Source organism: Pseudomonas sp. B10, from assembly GCF_900156235.1.
Classification (GTDB): Bacteria; Pseudomonadota; Gammaproteobacteria; order Pseudomonadales; family Pseudomonadaceae; genus Aquipseudomonas; species Aquipseudomonas siliginis.
In genome coordinates, this window is sequence record NZ_LT707063.1 from 1,711,530 (window position 1) to 1,731,830 (window position 20,301).

At 51.9% G+C, this 20,301-nt stretch carries 18 protein-coding genes; 6 read left to right on the forward strand and 12 right to left on the reverse strand.

Annotation, left to right across the window (positions count from 1 at the left end):
• The first annotated feature begins 43 nt into the window (after window positions 1–43).
• From BXA01_RS07620 to BXA01_RS07645, 6 genes are all read left to right on the forward strand, one after another.
• Complete coding sequence (locus tag BXA01_RS07620; protein WP_076563749.1) at window positions 44–1,132, forward strand: DegT/DnrJ/EryC1/StrS family aminotransferase; 1,089 nt, start codon at window positions 44–46, stop codon at window positions 1,130–1,132.
• A 9-nt stretch (window positions 1,133–1,141) separates the two neighbouring features.
• Entirely contained in the window at window positions 1,142–1,828 is a 687-nt protein-coding gene (locus BXA01_RS07625; protein WP_076563750.1) for a WbqC family protein, read from the forward strand.
• Window positions 1,821–2,756 (forward strand): sulfotransferase, encoded by a 936-nt coding sequence (locus BXA01_RS07630; RefSeq protein ID WP_197685574.1) that lies wholly within the window; start codon window positions 1,821–1,823, stop codon window positions 2,754–2,756. The genes BXA01_RS07625 and BXA01_RS07630 overlap by 8 nt, the downstream gene beginning before the upstream one ends.
• 91 nt (window positions 2,757–2,847) lie before the next feature.
• Complete coding sequence (locus tag BXA01_RS07635) at window positions 2,848–5,868, forward strand: rhamnosyltransferase WsaF family glycosyltransferase (protein ID WP_172834004.1); 3,021 nt, start codon at window positions 2,848–2,850, stop codon at window positions 5,866–5,868.
• A 157-nt stretch (window positions 5,869–6,025) separates the two neighbouring features.
• The gene (locus BXA01_RS07640) at window positions 6,026–7,522 is read left to right on the forward strand and encodes an MBOAT family O-acyltransferase (protein WP_076563752.1); all 1,497 of its coding nucleotides are present in this window, start codon (window positions 6,026–6,028) and stop codon (window positions 7,520–7,522) included.
• A 10-nt stretch (window positions 7,523–7,532) separates the two neighbouring features.
• A complete protein-coding gene (locus tag BXA01_RS07645; protein WP_076563753.1) occupies window positions 7,533–9,062 on the forward strand; it encodes an alginate O-acetyltransferase AlgX-related protein in 1,530 nt (509 codons plus the stop codon).
• A 77-nt stretch (window positions 9,063–9,139) separates the two neighbouring features.
• Here BXA01_RS07645 and BXA01_RS07650 read toward each other — a convergent pair whose 3' ends face one another.
• The 12 genes from BXA01_RS07650 to rpsA all read right to left on the reverse strand — a co-directional run bounded on the left by BXA01_RS07650 (window position 9,140) and on the right by rpsA (window position 20,222).
• On the reverse strand, window positions 9,140–10,522 hold the full coding sequence (locus BXA01_RS07650; RefSeq protein ID WP_076563754.1) for an FAD/NAD(P)-binding protein: 1,383 nt from the start codon (window positions 10,520–10,522) through the stop codon (window positions 9,140–9,142).
• On the reverse strand, window positions 10,519–11,112 hold the full coding sequence (cysC, locus tag BXA01_RS07655) for an adenylyl-sulfate kinase (RefSeq protein ID WP_076563755.1): 594 nt from the start codon (window positions 11,110–11,112) through the stop codon (window positions 10,519–10,521). Before cysC ends, BXA01_RS07650 begins: the two co-directional genes overlap by 4 nt.
• A 219-nt stretch (window positions 11,113–11,331) precedes the next feature.
• Window positions 11,332–12,336: an MraY family glycosyltransferase gene (locus tag BXA01_RS07660; RefSeq protein WP_076563756.1), complete on the reverse strand. Its 1,005-nt coding sequence runs from the start codon at window positions 12,334–12,336 to the stop codon at window positions 11,332–11,334.
• Window positions 12,337–13,293 carry a UDP-glucose 4-epimerase family protein gene (locus tag BXA01_RS07665; protein ID WP_076563757.1) on the reverse strand — a complete coding sequence of 319 codons (957 nt, stop codon included), beginning with the start codon at window positions 13,291–13,293 and terminating at the stop codon, window positions 12,337–12,339.
• Window positions 13,290–14,213: a glycosyltransferase gene (locus tag BXA01_RS07670; protein WP_076563758.1), complete on the reverse strand. Its 924-nt coding sequence runs from the start codon at window positions 14,211–14,213 to the stop codon at window positions 13,290–13,292. Before BXA01_RS07670 ends, BXA01_RS07665 begins: the two co-directional genes overlap by 4 nt.
• Before the next feature lie 55 nt (window positions 14,214–14,268).
• Window positions 14,269–15,159 carry a glucose-1-phosphate thymidylyltransferase RfbA gene (rfbA, locus tag BXA01_RS07675; protein ID WP_076563759.1) on the reverse strand — a complete coding sequence of 297 codons (891 nt, stop codon included), beginning with the start codon at window positions 15,157–15,159 and terminating at the stop codon, window positions 14,269–14,271.
• Window positions 15,156–16,049, reverse strand: coding sequence for a dTDP-4-dehydrorhamnose reductase (rfbD, locus tag BXA01_RS07680; protein WP_076563760.1), 894 nt, complete (start codon window positions 16,047–16,049; stop codon window positions 15,156–15,158). Before rfbD ends, rfbA begins: the two co-directional genes overlap by 4 nt.
• On the reverse strand, window positions 16,046–17,122 hold the full coding sequence (gene rfbB / locus BXA01_RS07685) for a dTDP-glucose 4,6-dehydratase (RefSeq protein ID WP_076563761.1): 1,077 nt from the start codon (window positions 17,120–17,122) through the stop codon (window positions 16,046–16,048). Before rfbB ends, rfbD begins: the two co-directional genes overlap by 4 nt.
• A 223-nt stretch (window positions 17,123–17,345) precedes the next feature.
• Window positions 17,346–17,585 carry a LapA family protein gene (locus BXA01_RS07690; protein WP_076563762.1) on the reverse strand — a complete coding sequence of 80 codons (240 nt, stop codon included), beginning with the start codon at window positions 17,583–17,585 and terminating at the stop codon, window positions 17,346–17,348.
• Window positions 17,586–17,615: 30 nt separating this feature from the next.
• Window positions 17,616–17,912: an integration host factor subunit beta gene (ihfB, locus tag BXA01_RS07695; protein ID WP_007950920.1), complete on the reverse strand. Its 297-nt coding sequence runs from the start codon at window positions 17,910–17,912 to the stop codon at window positions 17,616–17,618.
• 153 nt (window positions 17,913–18,065) lie between these two features.
• Window positions 18,066–18,344, reverse strand: coding sequence for a hypothetical protein (locus tag BXA01_RS07700; RefSeq protein WP_073472356.1), 279 nt, complete (start codon window positions 18,342–18,344; stop codon window positions 18,066–18,068).
• Window positions 18,345–18,536: 192 nt separating this feature from the next.
• A complete protein-coding gene (rpsA, locus tag BXA01_RS07705; RefSeq protein ID WP_016770920.1) occupies window positions 18,537–20,222 on the reverse strand; it encodes a 30S ribosomal protein S1 in 1,686 nt (561 codons plus the stop codon).
• Window positions 20,223–20,301: the final 79 nt, after the last annotated feature.

A 20,301-nucleotide genomic window follows, 5' to 3' on the forward strand; every position in this document is an offset into this window, starting at 1 on the left:
CAAGCCGCGGGCTCTCCCGCACCCTGCTTGATGTACCCGCATCATGATCCCGGTTACTCGAACGTTTTTACCGGATCTGGACGTCTACACTGCATACCTGAAGGGTATGTGGGAGTCGGGCGTGCTTACGAACAATGGCCCACTGTCAAAACAACTGAGTGCAGAGATCTCCAATTCGCTCGGCATAACCCATCTTCAACTCGTCACCAATGGTACCCTGGCAATACAGTTGGCTATCAAGGCCCTCGGACTACAGGGGGAGATCATCACAACGCCCTATAGCTACGTAGCCACAACAAACTCTATTCTGTGGGAAGGGTGCACACCAAAGTTTGTGGATGTGGACGCGACATCCTTTTGCATCGACCCCGATTTGATCGAGGCCGCCATCACAGAAAAGACCTCCGCTATTTTAGCGACGCATGTGTATGGCTACCCATGCGACGTCGGCAGAATTCAGGATATCGCTGACCGCCATGGCCTTAAGGTGATCTACGATGCCGCGCATGCGTACGGTGTGCGTCTGCAGGGCGAATCACTGTTGAATCACGGTGACTGCAGCACCCTGAGCTTCCATGCCACCAAGCTCTTTCACACCGGTGAAGGAGGTGCAGTCATATTTCGCGATAAGGAAGTAGCCGACAGAGCATTTCTTATGAGCAAGTTCGGCCACTTGGGCGAGGATCACTATATTGATCTGGGCATAAATACAAAGATGTCCGAATTACACGCAGCCATGGGGCTGAGCATGCTGCCGCATGTCAGCTCGATCATCGAGGCGCGTCGCCAATGCTCAGCCTGGTACGACGAATTCTTGGCAGGCACCAAGCTACAGCGCCCAGAAGTTGTCAGGGGTCTTGAATACAACTTTGCGTACTACCCTGTCGTATTCGAAACCCATCAAAAAGCGATGGCCGTCCGGGAAGCCCTGCAAAATAACGGGGTGTTTCCTCGCCGTTACTTCCACCCTTCTCTTAACACTTTGCCATTTCTGGACGAGGCCACGCGTAGCCCTTGCCCTGTGTCGGAATCGCTGGCGAGCCGGGTTCTGTCACTGCCACTCTATACTGCGCTCTCTCAGCAAGAAATCTTGATGATTGCGACTTGCATCAAGAATGTGCTTGATATCTGAGGTGCTGCGGTGAAGCTGGCGATCATGCAGCCTTATCTGTTTCCATATATTGGTTACTTCCAACTGCTGCGTGCAGCTGACACTTTTGTCGTTTACGATGACGTCAATTTCATCAAAGGTGGCTGGATCAACCGCAACTACATTCTCATCAATGGCGACAAGCAGCTGATCACATTACCGCTGCAGGGTGCCAGCCCAAATAAGTTGATCAATCAGGTAGAAATCGGTACTCATCACAAGATTTTGCAGAATATTCAGCAGAATTACCGCAAGGCACCCTATTTCGAATCCGTATTCCCCATGCTCGAAAAGATTCTCGGATACGGGCATCGCAACCTGGCGGATTTTCTCGACCACCAACTAAGAGTACTTTGCGACTATCTCAGCCTGAGTCCGAAATGGCATATCTCCTCCACGCTTAAAAAAGACACCGGACTTCGTGGACAAGATAAAGTTATCGCAATCTGCAGCGAGCTTGGCGCTACAGACTATCTCAATACGCCAGGAGGCAAGGCGCTGTATGATGCAACAACCTTTGCGTCGTATGGTTTGAAGCTGTCTTTCATTCAATCGCGCCCCATCAGCTATCGCCAATTCGACAAAGAATTTCTGCCTAATTTGTCCATCATCGATGTAATGATGTTCAATGACCGAGAGCAATGCGCTCGATTGCTTCAGGAGTACGACCTTGTCTGATGAAAGAACGGCCAAATTTCGCCGCAACGAACTGCTGGAAAACTTCCTTGCGGAACTGAACAGTGATCTGCAACCGTCCGAACAGGCTTTGCTCAAGCAACAGACCAGCGCCGATGCTGACCACCCAGTGATATTCGTGATGGGACCTCTGCGCAGTGGAACCACGTTATTTATGCAATGGCTAGCAAACACTGGCCTGGTAGCGTACCCAACGAATCTCCTGTCGCGCTTTTATCAGGCACCTGTGCTCGGTGCCAAAATTCAGCTTTTGCTAACCGATCCGCGGTTCGACTTCCGGGGCGAGCTGTCCGAGTTTGCGCAGCAGACTCAATATCGCTCCGAGAATGGCAAGACTGAAGGAGCCCTGGCTCCTAATGAATTCTGGTATTTCTGGCGCCGCTTTCTCGCTGAACCTTCGCGCGACGTATGGAGCGACGCAGAATTGGCGCAAAGTATGGACACTCAAACCATGCGAAGCGAGCTCAAAGGGATAATGGATGTTTTCGAGAAACCATTTGCCGCCAAGGGAATGTTGTTCAACTACAACATTCCCTTTCTCGACTCGGAGTTCGACAAGGTCCTTTTTGTTCATATCGTCAGAAACGAAGCGACGAATGCCGAGTCGGTACTTGAGGCGCGCAGGCGCCAATTGGGCGCCGAAAATTCCTGGTATTCGTTCGATATTCCGGAAAAAGAGTTATTGATGCACCTCAGCCCATATGAGCAAGCGCTGGGCCAGGTTAGAGCTATTAATCAGGCGGTCAGGACCGGTTTGGAACAGGTTGCCGAATCTCGGAAGATGGTCGTCCCATACGAAGACTTCTGCGCTTCACCTGAGAAGTATTTCGCAGAAATTTCAGGAAAGCTGGGAATCACTAACGCGTCATATACAGGCGCTGCAGCATTTGAAGTAACGAGAAAACGGTGAGGTCCACTCACGACGAGTTCGCCCATGTCTTTTCACGACCGCCTGCAACGCAAAGGCGTTTGAAAACACATTTAAAACAATGGTAATGGTCATGCCGCAAGCCCCCCAAGTCTCCGTCATTTTGACATCTTTCAATCACTCCAAATATTTGCGAGAAGCGATTGACAGTGTTCTGAATCAAACGTACGAGAATTTCGAGCTTATCATCTGGGACGATGCCTCTCAGGACGATTCGTGGGAAATAATCAATCGTTACAACGATGCGCGCATTAAATCCTTCCGAAACAGCCAGTCCAAGCGTGGCGTCTATGGTATCAACGAAGCGATTGCCAGTGTCACGCGAGGCGAATACATCGCCATTCACCACTCCGACGATGTCTGGGAAGAAGACAAGCTTGCGAAGCAAATAGACTTTCTTAAAACCCATCCATCCGTCGGAGCAGTATTCTCCAATGCGCAGGCAATTGATGAAGAAGGGGCAATTCATCCCGATACTTCGCATTACTATTCGTCTGTTTTCAATCGATCGAATCGCTCCCGCCACGAATGGCTGCGTTTATTCTTCGAGCAAGGTAATGCGCTTTGCCATCCAAGCGTTTTGATCCGCCGGGAATGCTATGACAACTGTGGCTTGTACCGCATTGGTTTAGCACAGATCGCCGACTTTGATATGTGGATCAGACTCTGTCTTAAATATGAGATCCACGTCCTGCCGGAAAAACTTGTCAAGTTCCGGGTGCGAGACAAGGAGGCGAACTCCAGCGGCAATCGACCAGAAACCCGCGCCCGCGTGCTTTTTGAGTTCAGCATGTTGCTGCCGCTGTATCTTCAGATCACACACAAAGACGATCTTCTGAAAGTATTTCCTGAGGCCAGGGCATTTCTCGCCGGAGAAGACGCCTGCCTGCATTACGCGATGGCAAGAGCAATGCTCGAGATGAAACCGTTTGATTTCGTCGTACCTTTCGCCTTGACAGAACTTTTCAAAATTCTGAACTCGCCGAACAAACGACTGCCTGCAGATTTCAGCGCGACTGAGTTCGTCAGACTGACTGCCGAGCTTGATCCATTGAAAATGGGACAATTCGACCATCTCGTCAAGTTGGCAGCAGAGCACGAAGCCGAGGTTTTCAAGCGTGACGAACACCTGACCCAGTGCGGCATAGTAATTTCAGAACGTGAAGCCCAGATTAAAGAGATTTCAACTACGCTGTCGCAAAAAGAGGCGCAAATAGCCAAACTGGACGCTTTAGTCTCGGAGCAGCAAGCCCAGATATTTGACCGTGACTCCCAGTTAACGCATCACGAGCATCAGAAGATCCAGCGCGATGAACTGATCGCTCAACGTGACGCGCAGATAAATCAGTGTAACGCGCTGATATCGGAGAGAGACGCGCAGATTAACGAGCTTGACGCACTGATATCGGAGCGTGACGTGCAGATTAACGAGCTTGGCGCACGGCTATCGGAGTATGACGCACAGATTAACGAGCGTGACGCAGTGATATGGGAGCGTGACACTCGCATAGAGGCAATTTACCGATCTAAAAGTTGGTGTGTCACCAAACCACTTAGAACACTCAGCACTCTCTTCAAAAGACGCATAAAGCATGAATCTGGAAACGATGTGATGAAACAGCAAGCCAAGCTCAGTCTGTTGTACAAACTTATCAAACTCAGCCTCGCCAACCCCGGCTTTTTCGTGCGAAACCTCAACATGGCGAACGTACGTCGGTTCTTTGCCGCCGTCCCTCGACACAATGAGGACACCGTAATAAATCTGGCCAAAGACAAAATCGAACAAGACAAAGTTCTGAACCGCGTCCATCAGGCCGATGAAACCTCTCATCCGGGGTTGCTCAAGGCCCAGGCACTGGAAAAGTGCTACCCGGGTATCACGCAACCTGTTGGCCTGGGAAACATCGTCCTCCTGGAAGAAAAAATCTCTGCCCCCCCTTTTGTAGTTGACGCTCAGGCACCCGCACGGGTGAATGTTCTACTGCCGCAGCTAGACCCACTGATCATGTTCGGTGGCTATATCGCCTGCCTGCAGTTCATTTCGAAAATTCAGTCCGTGGGCTTTCAAGTCAGAATTTTGCTCACCGAGTCTGACCGATTTGACCGCGAAGCAGTGAATGCGAAACTGGCTTCCAACCCGGCATTGCAAAAAGCAGTTGCCGCTGCTGAAGTCGAAGATATTACACAAGGGACTCACCAACTGGTGATATCTCCAAACGACGCCTTTGTAGGCTATTCGTTCTGGACTTGTATCAAAGCGCATCATTTGGCAAAGGCCATTGGGAAAGAGTTCATTTTCTTTTTGCAGGAATACGAACCAATTTTCCACCCGCACGATTCGCTGTATGCGATTGGCAGTTATGTGTACCGACTGCCTCATAAAGTCATTTTCAATACCGAGTTGCTCGCCGATTACTTCCGCAGCAAGCAACTAGGGGTATTCTCGCGTCATGAAGGGGAAGCACTGGATGAACATTACGTGGCTTTCCAGCACGCCCTGACGCCTACAACTCCGCCATCGGTTGAGCAACTCGCTCGACGCGAGACTAAACGCTTGCTGTTCTACGGACGTCCAGAAGGTCACGCACGTCGTAATATCTTCGAGATTGGCATCCTCGGGCTCAAAGCGGCGATTGCCAATGGCGTCTTCGACGATGCGTGGGAATTCCACGGTGTGGGTACGCTGGGTCCTGACTACGACGTTGACCTGGGTCACGGTCGCGTAATGAAACTGAGCGGAACGCTTCCTCAGAGCGATTACGGAAAAGCCTTGGGCGAATTCGATATCGGCTTGAGCCTGATGCTGGCTCCGCATCCGAGTATTCTGCCATTCGAAATGGCATCGGCCGGTCAAGTCGTCGTAACCAATGCTTATGAATCTCGTACAGCAGATGTATTGCGTGCCATTTCCTCAAACATCGAACCGTGCGAGGCAGATCCATTCTCGATCGCCGAAGCCCTCGAAACCGCAGTCGCCCGTGCGAGCGACAGCGAAGCCCGCATTCGAGGAACCTCGTTCGACTGGGTTCGTGATTGGGATGATGCATTTAATCCTCAAGTGATCGAAAAAATCTCCAGGATTCTTCGCGCATAAACGGAGCGGTACCGCGGCGGGACCGTTTAAGCATGCGAGCGTTTTTTGCAGGCGCAATGGTTGAAACACCGCGGTACCACGACTGGCTAGTTTTGAAGGCCTGACGGCTCACAAGGTCAAAGCAGCCCTTCCAATCATTCATTAGGCATACACCAACATGATTTTCAGCTCATGGCAGTTCATTCTGCTCTTTCTGCCGATCTCATTTTTCGTCTATTTTTGGTTAAACCACCGCCGTTTGATCGTCGCGGGAAAGGTTTGGCTGGTAGCCGTCAGTTTGTTTTTTTATGCCTATTGGGACATCCAGTACCTGCCTTTGATACTAGGGTCGATTTTTATAAACTTCGCGATAGGTACGGGCCTTGCCCAAGCTCATCAAGCCTCTATGGACGAACGAAAATCGCACCATGCAATCAACCGAAAAGTCGTTCTTACCACTGGCATCGTGGCGAACCTCGTACTTTTGGGATATTTCAAGTACACGGATTTTCTGATCGGAAACGTCAATGCCGCTCTGGGCACCCATTACCCGGTCCAGCATATCCTTCTGCCTCTGGCGATAAGCTTCTTTACCTTTACTCAAATCGTTTATCTGGTGGACAGCTATCGAGGCGAAACAGCCGAATACGACCTACTGAATTACTCCCTTTTTGTGACATTCTTCCCGCACCTGATCGCCGGCCCTATCGTACATCACCGTCAAATAATGCCGCAGTTCGCTTCGCGCTGGACGTTGACACGCCGATATCCAAATATCCTCAAAGGCTTGTTTATCTTTGCGATCGGATTGTTCAAGAAAGTGGTCATTGCTGACAGCTTCGCCGTATGGGCTACGGCCGGGTTCGACGGCGGACATACTCTCGGTTTCTTTGAAGCTTGGGCAACCAGCCTGGCATATACTTTCCAGCTTTACTTCGACTTCAGCGGCTACTGCGACATGGCGATTGGCGCCTCGTTGATCTTCAATATCTGGCTGCCTATAAACTTTAACTCCCCTTATAAGGCGCTCAGCATCCAGGATTTTTGGAGACGCTGGCACATCACCCTCAGTCATTTCCTTCGCGACTATCTTTACATCCCCTTTGGTGGCAATCGCTCCGGGGAGTTTCGTACATACATCAATCTCTTCGCGACATTTGTACTTGGTGGACTTTGGCACGGAGCTACGTGGATGTTTGTAATCTGGGGGGCGCTGCACGGTGCCGCTTTGGTCATCCATCGTTTGTGGACGAGACTGCGCCGACCTATGCCGCCAATACTCGGCTGGTTTTTCACTTTTATGTTCGTAAACTTCGCTTGGGTATTCTTCCGCGCCAAGACGATGGACGATGCGATGAGGGTGCTGGATGGAATGATGAACATACGCTCGGCATTTGAACATACGACGTCTACGGTGCCGGTATCAGACTTGGCGTGGGGTGGTCGACTGTCCGATATTGCATTGAATATCATGCCGGCCAGCCTGATAGGTCAACTTCCTGTTTTCTTGGCGATCGCCGTTGCATTTATTATCGTCGCTCAAAAGAACTCGCTGGACATGGCAAGCGGAGTGATTGGCAAGTGGCGACTGGCTTACGGTGCAATACTGTTCTCGATAGCCATGTGCTTCATGCTCGCAGCGACCAGCTCAGTATTCCTTTACTTCAACTTTTGATGGCGCCGACATGAAACGTAGCGTATTCGCCTTCTTGCTATCGATTTTGCTGGTGCTACTTTGCATCCCGGCAATCAACATCCTGAGCGCGCCGGATAAAAGCGCGATAAAGCTTACAGAAAAGTCGTTCCTTTACAATATGGACTTCGTGGTTCGCTGGACCTCAAGAGTCCTTTACCCACTTGGTGTCAGCATAGATCCAAAAGAAACCGTTATAGGCAAGGATAACTGGCTGTATCTCGGCGACATGTACCGCCACGGACTAACGACCAGCAGACGCCATGCCAATGATACGGATGTAGCCATTGCCAAGAATATAGGCGACGCGGCACAGAGATGGGACACGTTCCTGAAAGGCAAGGGTGTCAAAGCCTTCCGTATCATGATCGGTCCGGACAAGGGCAGTATCTATCCGGAATACATGCCCGAATGGGCTAAACCGTCTGTACACAATCCGACTGACGCTCTGTTCGCCGAGGTAAAGCATCAGAACATCTTCGTTGACCTTCGTCCGCCTTTGCTGGCAGCCAAAAAACTCCATAAAGAAGATCTTTACTTCAAAACCGACACCCATTGGAACGCGTTCGGCGCCGGTATCGCGTTCCAGGCGTTTGGGCAGGAGGTCGCGAAAGCGGCTCCGGAAATTAAATGGCCGTCGGAAGACGCCTATCAGATTCTGTATACGGAATCAGTCATTGGTCAGGACTTGGCAAGATTCCTTAGAATCCCCAAAAGTCTTCGCGACCAAAACCCCTACATTGGCGTCGCTAAATTCCCGATTAAAACGACGAGAACGGACTTCGTGACGCAGGAAGTTTTGTTCGAGGGCGGAAATACAAACGTTCCCTATGCTAGAAAGCCCCTCGTTGTCAAATCCGACGGCGCACTCAATCACAAAAAAGTTCTTTGGCTACGAGACTCCTTCGGTGATTCATTGGCCCCTTTGATGGCAGCTACGTTCAGCGATGTACTTCAACTTCATTGGAATGTCGCATTGGCGCCTGACGGCAATTTTGCCCAACTGGTAGAACAGTGGAAGCCGGACTATGTTTTCTTCACGGTAGTAGAGCGTGAAGCCCAGTCACTCTGGGGGAGCGATGAGCCATCGAAGCTCGTTACACCTAAAGATAAAAACTTTCAAATATCGAGTATCGGCTCACCCAAGACCATTAATGATTTGGCCTCCGGTCCTTCCTTGAATGAATATCAAATCAATGGCAACGATCCTTACGTCGACTTCGCGTTCTCAAGCAAGGATGCTCGTATCAGCGCAGAGTATCTCAACATCGACCTGACTTGCACTGACGGATCGCCAACCGTTCCACTGCAGTTGTTCTGGATGGAGGACGGTCAGCCATACTATGATGAAGCCCACAGTACGACGCTCCCGCTTCGTACCGGTCAGTCGCTGATAGATCTGAAAACCATACCGAGATGGCCGGTAGGCACTGACGTTAAACGGATACGGGTGGATTTCGAAGGGACTCAGTCCTGTACTCATTTCACCCTCGGCAACCCGAGCCAGGGCGTGCAGAACTGATCGATGAACTTGCGTAAAAAATATGCCTGGCCGCAGAATGCAGCCAGGCATGTTTTTTCTATGAAACAGAAGCGCTGTTATACCAAGTCGCTCACATCAGACGCAAAACGCCGGGCAATGTCGATAGCTAACGTCCGTGCATGTTGCCGAAGCTCAGGGACAGCGGTGGCCTCCCACAACCGCGCCTTGAGCATCGGGCCGACATAACTTAACCAGCTCAGACTGCGCCCGGTGGGTTCAATCACCGCATGGTTTTTATCGACTTTGATTCCGAGATTCAAATCGTCAGCACAGACGATCGCCTCGTTCAACAAGTAGGAGATAAGGGCATCGGAAATCCTGCTGATATCGGTGCAAGGTCCTGTGCAGTTGATGATTTGATCGAACTGGCCGTCAACTACCTGCTCGGTGCCTCTCGCCTTCAATCGCACAGAAACGCAGTCACCCTCGACCGCAACCGAAACGACCCGACCAGCAACCAACCTGACCTGAGACGCGGCAAGCGCGTCTTGAAGGATTCGAAATGTCTGCGGTGCGACGCGGTGGCGATGCACATCCCAATGCGGCTGAACGTGACGCAAGAAGCGTCTGCGCTCCTCATTGGACAATCTTTCCCATAACTGGGAAGTAATCGGCCTGAGGGCTGCCACTACTTCGCGCCAATGCTCCGGAGAGCGGGCCACTTCCTTGCGCACTAACTTCATATACGAAGAGATGGACGCCGGGACTGTAAGCAAATCGTCGCAGATACTGGTAGAAAAACCCGGTGCCGGAAGTCGATCCCTATGGGATGTAGGCATCAACCCCCGACGCGAAACCATCGTTACTTGCGCATCAGGATAGATCCGACGCATTGAAATCAGCATGTCGAGTGCAGTCAGACCACTTCCAATCAACAGAATACGTGGTTTCTCCAACTGCACCGACAGCGCAGAAGCAGACCATGGGTCCGGTACATAAGCTGGGCAGTTGTCCAAGGCTTGCAGAACGCGAGGTCTGGCAGGTGCGAAATTCCCAAATGCCAACACAACATGATCGGCGGATATTTGCTTACCGGTATTGAGTTCTATCACTGCGCCGTTATCAGCTGAATGAATAGAGAGAACTTCACCTGTTATCCGCGAACACTGCACGCCTGACTCCGCCTCGGACCGGCTGAGCAGTTCGCTCAAATACACCCCATACGTTTTCCGTGAAACAAAGCTGCCGGAATGAACCTCAGGATCCAGTTTTCGGCAAAAATCAAGAAATGAGTTCGGTTCGTCTACAAGAGCGGACATATTGCCCGCGGGGACATTCAACAAATGATCAGAGCTGTTTGTTCCGTAAGCCAACCCGCGAGCCATTTTTCCTGAACGATTAACAATGGTCAGTTGCGATCCCTTGGGCGCACGCCTGAGAAACTCGATAGCCGTCACTGCTCCACTAAAGCCCGCCCCGATGATGACTAATCGCTTCACTTGGCGTTCCAATGTTTCAAGTAAGCCATGATAGTCTCGACACCTTCCTCTATCGAATGATTCAGCGTATCAATCTTGATTTGGGGAGACGTGGGAACTTCATAAGGCGAGTCGATCCCGGTAAAATTCTTGATCAACCCTTTACGTGCCTTGCTATATAGTCCTTTGGGGTCGCGACGTTCACACTCACTAAGAGGCGTATCCAGGTAAACCTCGATAAAGGACTCCGTCCCGATCACAGTACGCGCAAGAGCACGGTCTCGCTCAAATGGCGAGATAAAAGAAGCAATGACGATAAGCCCGGCATCTACAAAGAGATTAGCAACTTCGGCGACTCGTCGAATATTTTCCTCTCGGTCTTGATCTCCAAAACCAAGATCCTTGCACAAGCCCATCCTGATGTTATCGCCATCCAAAAGATAGGTATGGTGACCGTGCGCTATAAGTCGCTGTTCCAGCGCATCAGCCAGAGAGGACTTACCTGAACCACTCAGGCCGGTCAGCCAAATCACTACGGGACGTTGATTTTTTTGCTCGCCGCGTACTTGACTGGATGTCGAAATAGGCTGGCTGGTAAGATTATTCTGCATAATTTCTCATCATTTTGAATTATTTGCCCCGTCAAATTCGATGTCGGACCGCGTCATGAGCGAGTGAATAAGCCGGGCCGAAGAGCGTAAACTAAGTCGCCCATTGCAGTGAGCATGCCATGCGAGACGCGTTCGAACCGACTCCTTGCCCCATCAGTAGCGCAACGCTAGCGTGAAATTCATCATCGCATTCACAGTTGCGCTGGGTAATGAGTCAGGTCAAGCCTTGCCTGCACCTAGGCGATACGCGAGGTAACCAAGCGGCGTGAACGTCAGGAGCACCCCCGTCACTGTGTTCAGGGCGCCGGTCGCTACCAATATCGCAACAGGCAGAAGAACCAAAAGATTGATTGACAGGACTGTAAGCGTGACCCTTTTATGGCCTACGCGTCGTGCAGCAATTTGATAGGCATGGGAGCTGTGAGCCTGGTAAATATTCTCACCTCGGAGTAATCGGCGCCCCAGCGTCCATGTCGCATCAACGATGAAAACCCCCAACAGAATGATCCAGCTAAAGATTAGCTCAGGTTTGCTCCATGCAGCCTGGAGGGACAGCACGCCAAGGATAATGCCCAAAAATCCGCTCCCGGCATCTCCCATGAAAATTCTCGCAGGTGGAAAATTCCAGCAAAGAAACCCTGATGCAGCCACCGACAGCAACAACGGTAGCCAAATCAGATCTACCGCCCCGCTGAGGTAGTAGACAAGGCACATCCCCATACACACCGTGATGGCTTCAGTGCTCGCCAAACCATCAATTCCATCCATGAAATTGTAAAGATTGAGCAACCAGACCAGATAAATCAGGGCCAGAACATTACCGTACCAACCCAGGTCGACCATGACGCCCGCGAGCTGCTGGGGCGGCAGTCCATTACACCAGTACAACGCCCAACCGGCTGCAACGAAGTGGCCAAGCAAGCGCCACTTGGCGGCGACATGCCCGTGATCATCAACGAAGCCGAGGATGGTAATGAGCAGACCTGAAAATAACAGGCCGTAAAATGTTGAAGAGCTGACCAAATCCTGAGACGCGGTAACCAACAGCGCGAACAAAAACGAGCCGACGATCGCTACCCCCCCTCCTCGCGGGGTTGGTACGGAATGCGAGCTACGTTCATTCGGTATATCCATCAATCTCTTCGCTGACGCATAACGCATCAAGGCAAATGTGAGAGCCCAAGAAACGAGAAACACCGCAGGTAAAAGCCACCACACATTCATCTATCGGTTGTCCAGAAAATAGCAAGCCGTCTTGCGCATTGCTTCGTCAATATTGACAGGCGGCGCCCACTCCAGCATGTCGTGATTTTTACTGATGTCGAGTTGCAACGATTCACATACGCGCCGCGCAATACCTTGCTTGCCCAGCATCGACGCAACCAGTTTCAACAACCACTCCGGAAATGGTAGAAGGCGAGCAGGTTTGCCTAGTGCTGTGGCCAAACGACGTAATAATTGGGTGGTGGAGAGATCCTCCCCATCACTGACAAGAAATGTCTGATTTGCGGCTGACGGATGATCGATACAAGTGTCGATCAGACTGACAAGATTGCCTATGGCTACAAGGCTACGCTTGTTTGCAACGGCCCCCAACGGCAGCGGAGTTCCTTTGTTCAGCCAGTTCAACATGCTCAGAAAATTGGCTTTGACTCCAGGGCCGTAAACCAATGGCGGCCGGATGATCACTACTTCCATGCCTGTGGCGCGACCAAGTTGCTTTAACGCCTCTTCCGCTTCGTGCTTCGAAATGCCATAAGCATCAATGGGGTTCGGCTCATCATCCGCAGTGAATGGTTCGCCCGGGATGGTGCTCTCGCCATTAACTTTGATCGAACTGATAAAGATGAAGCGCGTCACTCCTGACTCGGCCGCGAGTTTAGCCAACGCAAGCGTTCCAGCCACGTTCACCTTTCGGAATTCGGCCAACGCGTCAGTCGCAGTTTCGTACATTACATGCACTCTGGCGGCAGCATGAATGACCACCTGAACGTCTGTCAGTACGGGTAAAATATTGGTATGAGTGCAATCATAGCGTCGTACGGGACAGAGTCCATTCAAGCGCGAGCCTCTGCGGGCGGCAGCGATCGGAATGAACCTCTTTTCCAACAAGAGATTGAAGACGACCGCCTCCCCTACAAATCCGCCCGCCCCTGTCACCAATACCTTGGGGGTTGTCATTGAATTCTGTTTCCCATCAAAGCGGTGATCCAGCAGACACAAAAGAAAAGCACTTTATCGCGCAAACGACGCCGGCATCGCCAAGCACTCAGTGACAGTTTGATAAGTTGCCCGCGCCGCATATCAAGCCATGTCTGAACAAATGGACTCCCCTCCAGCCCTACCAACTGCGCGATCAACTGGACCTGACTGAACCACCAGCCATCACGAATTGTTTTGTAACGAGCGAGTAGTGGACTGAAGCCTTTATTAGCCCCTACTTGATTATGCTCGTGCTGGCGATAATCCATTGAAGATCGAGGATCTATGTACCAGGCATATTTATGACTACGGGCAAAAGAGTAGATATACCAGTCGTGCAGATTAACATCTTGCAAGAGATCCCACTTTTCGAGTACCGAGGTTTTCAAGGCCTCAGCAAGAGGTTTGCTCAACACGTAAGTGCAACCGGGACCTGCTGCTTCAAATAGAAAATCCCACTGTACCTGGTGCTGCGCCTTGTTCAGTAAATGGGTTTTACCATCAGGCCAAAACGCTGTCACGTTACTGGAATATGCATCAACTTGACGATCATGAATGACGTTGGTCGCACGACGTAGCTTGTCCGCGTGCCAGATATCGTCCTGATCAGCAAAAGCGACAAAATCGAAGGTCTCAAATTCGACATCGCGAATGAGTCGGAAAAAGTTGCGAGAGGCGCCACCAAAAGTGCCCGCTGGTGGCAAAACGCAAACTTGAGGGTGCTGGGAAGCATATACCGCGCACCACGCTTCTGTACCGTCAGTGGAGGGGTCAACACTTATATAGACGGTTACAGCGACTGCTGCCTGGCTAAGGATCGAGGCCAACTGCTCCTCGATCCACTGCATGCCATTATAAGCAGCCAGCAAAACTGCAACCTTGGGACGTTGTACCGGCATGCCATTCCTGCTTGCGCTGAGAAACGCTGATATACGACGAGACCTGCCGTTCGAATCAGTGCAACGGTGAATCCAGGAGTTTCTGCAAGTACTGACCGTAGCCAGTCTTCTTCAGCGCGTTCGCTTGCTCACCTAACTGCTCTGCAGAAATCCAGCCGTTGTGGTAAGCGATTTCTTCCAGGCAAGCTACTTTCAGACCCTGACGCTGTTCGATGGTGTGTACAAAGTGACTGGCCTCGAGCAGAGAGTCGTGTGTGCCTGTATCGAGCCAAGCGAAACCACGACCTAGCATTTCGACACTGAGAGACTTACGCTCAAGATAAACACGGTTCACGTCGGTAATTTCCAACTCACCACGTTCGGACGGCCTGATATTCTTGGCTATTTCCACTACTTCGTTGTCGTAAAAATAAAGACCCGTTACTGCATAGTTGGATTTAGGCTTCAGCGGCTTCTCTTCAATACTGAGCGCTCGACCCGAAGCATCAAACTCCACTACACCGAAACGCTCAGGATCGGAAACGTGGTAACCAAACACCGTCGCGCCGTTCTTTTGCTCTGTAGCCGAACGCAAATTCTCAGAGAAATGCTGGCCATAGAAAATATTGTCGCCGAGAATCAGGCAGCAAGGATCCTGACCAATAAACTCCTCACCGATAATGAAAGCCTGAGCCAGACCGTCGGGGGTAGGTTGTTCTGCATAGGTCAACTTGATGCCATACATACTGCCGTCTCCCAGTAACTTGCGAAACAGCGGCAAGTCTTCTGGAGTAGAGATAATCAAAATCTCCCGCATTCCCGCGAGCATAAGAACCGACAGCGGATAAAAAATCATCGGCTTGTCATAGATAGGCAGCATTTGCTTGGAAACACCAAGCGTGAGCGGGTGTAAACGAGTACCCGAGCCACCAGCGAGGATAATGCCTTTACGATTTGACGTGGTCATTTGTTTAGAACTTCCCTAAGCATTCGGGTTACACCACTTTGCCAATCCGGCAAGTGTAGAGAAAAATTGTCGCTCAGCTTTTGAGTATTCAAGCGTGAGTTCAGAGGGCGTCGCGCAGGTGTCGGATAGGCCGTTGTTTCGATCGGGTTGACCGATTTCACAGCCAATTCCTCGCCTTGGGATTTTGCGAAGTCAATTACATGACTGGCATATCCGTGCCAGGACACTTCGCCCGCAGCGGCCAAGTGATAAAGGCCAGCCAACTCTGGCTGCTTCATAGCATGTTGAATAGTCAACGCCGTCACGTCGGCAATTAGATCAGCCCCGGTCGGTGCTCCGATCTGATCGGCAATCACGCTCAACGTTTCGCGATCTTTGGCCAAGCGCAGCATGGTCTTGGCGAAGTTATTGCCGCGAGCGCCGTACACCCAGCTGGTGCGGAAGATCAGATGGCTGCAACCCGACGCGATAATTGCCTGCTCGCCGGCGAGCTTGCTGGAGCCGTAATGGTTCACCGGCGCAACAGCGTCTGTTTCCTGCCATGGCGTGACGCCTTGACCATTGAAAACATAATCCGTTGAGTAGTGAACCAGCCATGCGCCAGACGCGGCGGCTTCTTCCGCCATCACGCCACTCGCGAGGCCATTCACGCGATCCGCCAACTCGGTTTCTGACTCAGCCTTGTCGACCGCGGTATACGCTGCGGCGTTAACAATAACGTCAGGCTTGACCTTACGAATCGTTGCGCGCAGTGATTCGAGGTTGGACAGATCACCACTGAGCCCATCAACGGGATGACGATCAAGAGCGACCAGTTCGCCAAGCGGAGCCAGGGAGCGTTGCAGCTCCCAGCCCACCTGACCGTTCTTTCCTAAAAGAAGGATCTTCATGCCTTGCTCGAACGATCCGCGTAGTTCTGATCAATCCACTGCTGGTAGCTACCGCTCTTCACGTGCTCAACCCACTCAGTGTTATTCAGATACCACTCGACAGTCTTGCGAATGCCAGTCTCGAAAGTCTCTTCCGGAGTCCAACCCAGCTCACGCTGAATCTTGCTCGCATCAATTGCGTAACGCACGTCATGACCAGGACGATCCTGAACATAAGTGATCAGGCTGGCGTGAGGCCGATGGGCAGAATCAGGACGCAACTCATCGAGCAACGCACACAGGGTATACACTACTTCGATATTTTGTTTTTCGTTATGACCGCCGATGTTGTAAGTCTCGCCGATGACGCCTTCGGTGACGACTTTGTACAGCGCCCGCGCGTGATCTTCGACGTACAGCCAGTCACGAACCTGGTTGCCTTTGCCGTACACCGGCAGCGGCTTGCCCTCCAGCGCATTGAGAATGATCAGCGGGATCAGCTTCTCAGGGAAGTGGCATGGGCCGTAGTTGTTCGAGCAGTTGGTGACCAGTGTCGGCAGGCCGTAAGTACGCGCCCAGGCACGAACCAGGTGGTCGGAGCTGGCCTTGCTGGCCGAGTATGGCGAGCTTGGCTGGTAAGGGGTGGTTTCGGTGAAGAGGTCTTCCGGACCTTCGAGGTCTCCGTAAACTTCGTCAGTCGAAATGTGGTGGAAGCGGAAGTTGGCTTTGCGGGTGTCGTCCAGCGCAGCCCAGTAGTGGCGCGCTGCTTCGAGTAGCGTGTAGGTGCCAATAATATTGGTCTGGATGAATTCGGACGGGCCGGAGATCGAGCGGTCGACGTGAGATTCAGCGGCCAGGTGCATGATTGCATCCGGTTGGTGCTCACGCAGAACGCGGTCGATCTGATCACGATCGCAGATATCGACGCGCTCGAAGGCGTAACGCGAATTCTGGCTGACTTCTGCCAGGGACTCCAGATTGCCGGCGTACGTCAGCTTGTCGACGTTAACGACTGCACCGGAAGTGTTGGAGATGATGTGACGGATGACTGCCGAGCCAATGAAGCCGGCGCCGCCGGTAACTAGAATTTTCACGCGAAACGATACCCTTGAGCTGCGGACAGCGCTGCCAGCGAGCGCGGTCTAATCCATGAATGCAGAAGCCACTATCAGTTGGCATCCGTCAGAGTCAGTCTGAATCGACATGCATTAAGGCACGATCGAACAAGGGACGCATTTTACAGCTTAATGATGCTTTTACTAATGGATAAAGACAGGCTGAGGCGCAATTTCGACAGATGCCGTGCGCCTGTCGCTTTTAGACCAGTCGTTTACGAGCCGCTCTGGACGAACGTCCAAGAAACCAGCCCAAAATTGGACCGATGAGCATGCCGATCAGCAATGCCAAAACTGCAACAACCGACACCGGCAACTGCGGGCCGGAAAAACCCAGAAACAAAAGCGAAACAGATTGCTGATTCTCCAGCACAAACGCCAGAACTACCAGAACCATCAGCAGAAGAAAAACGCCAAGCAGTATGCGTTTGAGGTTACGCATCCACGCCCCCTTGAATTTGAATAGCGAAGATCAAGCGCCCTCCTCCTCTTCTTCGTTCACGCGGTCACGCAATTCCTTGCCCGGCTTGAAATGCGGAACGAATTTACCGTCCAGACTTACCGACTGGCCGGTCTTTGGATTGCGGCCGACGCGCGGTGCGCGGTAGTGCAGGGAGAAGCTGCCAAATCCACGGATCTCGATACGATCACCGGTGGCGAGGCACTGAGACATTTGTTCAAGCATGGTCTTGATGGCCAGCTCCACATCCTTGGATGAGAGTAGCCCTTGATGGGTGACAATTCGTTCGATCAACTCCGACTTCGTCATATTTTTCCCTTCTTTTTCAAGCAGCTAGATCAGCGCTTGAAAGGTTTTAGCATGCCCGGAAGATTTTGAACAGCCCAGGGATTGACATATCTTTCCCGGGGTCAAAACGCCCATTTTCAGGGCACTCCAGTAGCGAGTCGGATCGCCGCTGCCCTAACGACACATCACCAACATGGTCCGGGTCACGAAGCCCGCCGGATTAAAGCCAAACGGGTATTCGTCTTCATCTTTGGCATCGTCAGAACGGGTGATGACCTTATAGCCCTTGCCTTTACACTCCTTCGCTGCACGCTTCTGGCACTTTTCCCAACCGGAACCCAACCCGGAGCAATCGACCTCGATACCACTGACGCCGCGCACCGCATGGGTTTTCGCACTGGTGGTGCACCCTGCCAGCGCCAAGACCACTGCAACAACAAATAACTTGTTCATCCACTTCCTTATGCCAGGCAAGCCTGACGACTAATGCTCAAGATCAAGCTTAGTCGCCAATAGGCGATTGATCCGATTAAAGAAACAGACCCGCAGGCGAAGCCATTGGTTTCATGCACGGACGTACAAAGACCAAATAGCAGGCACAAAAAAGGGCGACCGAAGTCGCCCTTTTTAATGATCAAGCAGAACTCAGTTCTGTTTGGCCATTGCTTGACGCAGCAGTGCCGCCATAGTGGTGTCAGCTGCTTCACCTTCCGGAGCTGCTTTCAGGCTCTGGATGGCTTCTTTCTCTTCAGCATCGTCTTTCGACTTGATCGAGAGCTGGATTACGCGGCTCTTGCGGTCAACGCTGATGATCTTGGCTTCAACTTCCTGGCCTTCTTTCAGAACGTTGCGCGCGTCTTCAACGCGGTCACGGCTGATTTCGGAGGCTTTCAGGGTAGCTTCGATGTCGTCGGCCAGAACGATGATGGCGCCTTTGGCGTCAACTTCTTTCACGGTACCGGTCACGATAGCGCCCTTGTCGTTAACCGAGACGTACTCGGAGAACGGATCGCTTTCCAGTTGCTTGATGCCCAGGGAGATGCGCTCGCGCTCTGGGTCAACCGACAGGATGACGGTGTCCAGCTCGTCGCCCTTCTTGAAACGACGTACGGCTTCTTCGCCCACTTCGTTCCAGGAGATGTCGGACAGGTGAACCAGACCGTCGATGCCGCCGTCCAGACCAATGAAGATACCGAAATCGGTGATCGACTTGATGGTGCCGGAGATCTTGTCGCCCTTGTTGAACTGGCCAGAGAAGTCTTCCCATGGGTTCGACTTGCACTGCTTGATGCCCAGGGAGATACGACGACGCTCTTCGTCGATGTCCAGAACCATGACTTCCACTTCGTCGCCGACTTGTACGACTTTCGAAGGGTGGATGTTCTTGTTGGTCCAGTCCATTTCCGAAACGTGTACCAGACCTTCAACGCCTTCTTCCAGCTCAGCGAAGCAGCCGTAGTCGGTCAGGTTGGTTACACGAGCGGTTACGCGAGTGCCTTCTGGGTAACGGGCTTTGATAGCAACCCATGGATCTTCGCCCAGTTGCTTCAGGCCCAGGGAAACACGGTTGCGTTCGCGATCGTATTTCAGAACCTTGACGTCAATCTCGTCACCAACGTTGACGATCTCGGAAGGATGCTTGATGCGCTTCCACGCCATGTCGGTGATGTGCAGCAGGCCGTCCACGCCACCCAGATCGACGAATGCGCCGTAATCGGTGAGGTTTTTGACGATACCTTTGACTTGCTGGCCTTCCTGCAGGGATTCCAGCAGAGCTTCACGCTCGGCGGAGTTCTCGGCTTCGAGGACGCTGCGACGGGAAACGACAACGTTGTTGCGCTTCTGGTCCAGCTTGATGACCTTGAATTCCAGCTCTTTGCCTTCCAGGTGCGTGGTGTCGCGCACTGGACGGACGTCAACCAGGGAACCTGGCAGGAACGCACGGATGCCGTTAACGTCGACAGTGAAGCCGCCTTTAACCTTACCGTTGATAACGCCCTTGACCACTTCCTCGGCTGCGAAGGCTGCTTCCAGAACGATCCAGCATTCAGCGCGCTTGGCTTTTTCACGGGACAGCTTGGTTTCGCCAAAGCCGTCTTCAACCGAATCCAGAGCAACGTGAACTTCATCACCAACGTTGATGTTCAGTTCGCCAGCATCGTTGTAGAACTGCTCAAGCGGGATGAGTGCTTCAGACTTCAGACCAGCGTGAACGGTTACCCAGCGAGCCTGGTAATCGATATCAACGATAACACCGGTGATGATGGAGCCTGCCTGAAGGTTCAGGGTTTTCAGGCTTTCTTCAAAGAGTTCCGCAAAGCTTTCGCTCATTTTAATTCCTGTAGATGAGGGCGAAGTAAACGCCCATCTCCACACCCCAGACGGTGTGGGTTAGTTTCATTTAAAAGAA

What these genes read in the sequence shown, in the direction of transcription:
- BXA01_RS07665 (WP_076563757.1), bottom strand. Translation starts at nt 13,293, where the DNA reads ATGACAACCCCCAAGGTATTGGTGACAGGGGCGGGCGGATTTGTAGGG.
- BXA01_RS07640 (WP_076563752.1), top strand. Translation starts at nt 6,026, where the DNA reads ATGATTTTCAGCTCATGGCAGTTCATTCTGCTCTTTCTGCCGATCTCA.
- BXA01_RS07690 (WP_076563762.1), bottom strand. Translation starts at nt 17,585, where the DNA reads ATGCGTAACCTCAAACGCATACTGCTTGGCGTTTTTCTTCTGCTGATG.
- BXA01_RS07620 (WP_076563749.1), top strand. Translation starts at nt 44, where the DNA reads ATGATCCCGGTTACTCGAACGTTTTTACCGGATCTGGACGTCTACACT.
- rfbA (WP_076563759.1), bottom strand. Translation starts at nt 15,159, where the DNA reads ATGACCACGTCAAATCGTAAAGGCATTATCCTCGCTGGTGGCTCGGGT.
- BXA01_RS07670 (WP_076563758.1), bottom strand. Translation starts at nt 14,213, where the DNA reads ATGCCGGTACAACGTCCCAAGGTTGCAGTTTTGCTGGCTGCTTATAAT.
- BXA01_RS07635 (WP_172834004.1), top strand. Translation starts at nt 2,848, where the DNA reads ATGCCGCAAGCCCCCCAAGTCTCCGTCATTTTGACATCTTTCAATCAC.
- BXA01_RS07660 (WP_076563756.1), bottom strand. Translation starts at nt 12,336, where the DNA reads ATGAATGTGTGGTGGCTTTTACCTGCGGTGTTTCTCGTTTCTTGGGCT.
- BXA01_RS07700 (WP_073472356.1), bottom strand. Translation starts at nt 18,344, where the DNA reads ATGAACAAGTTATTTGTTGTTGCAGTGGTCTTGGCGCTGGCAGGGTGC.
- rpsA (WP_016770920.1), bottom strand. Translation starts at nt 20,222, where the DNA reads ATGAGCGAAAGCTTTGCGGAACTCTTTGAAGAAAGCCTGAAAACCCTG.
- BXA01_RS07645 (WP_076563753.1), top strand. Translation starts at nt 7,533, where the DNA reads ATGAAACGTAGCGTATTCGCCTTCTTGCTATCGATTTTGCTGGTGCTA.
- ihfB (WP_007950920.1), bottom strand. Translation starts at nt 17,912, where the DNA reads ATGACGAAGTCGGAGTTGATCGAACGAATTGTCACCCATCAAGGGCTA.
- rfbD (WP_076563760.1), bottom strand. Translation starts at nt 16,049, where the DNA reads ATGAAGATCCTTCTTTTAGGAAAGAACGGTCAGGTGGGCTGGGAGCTG.
- cysC (WP_076563755.1), bottom strand. Translation starts at nt 11,112, where the DNA reads ATGCAGAATAATCTTACCAGCCAGCCTATTTCGACATCCAGTCAAGTA.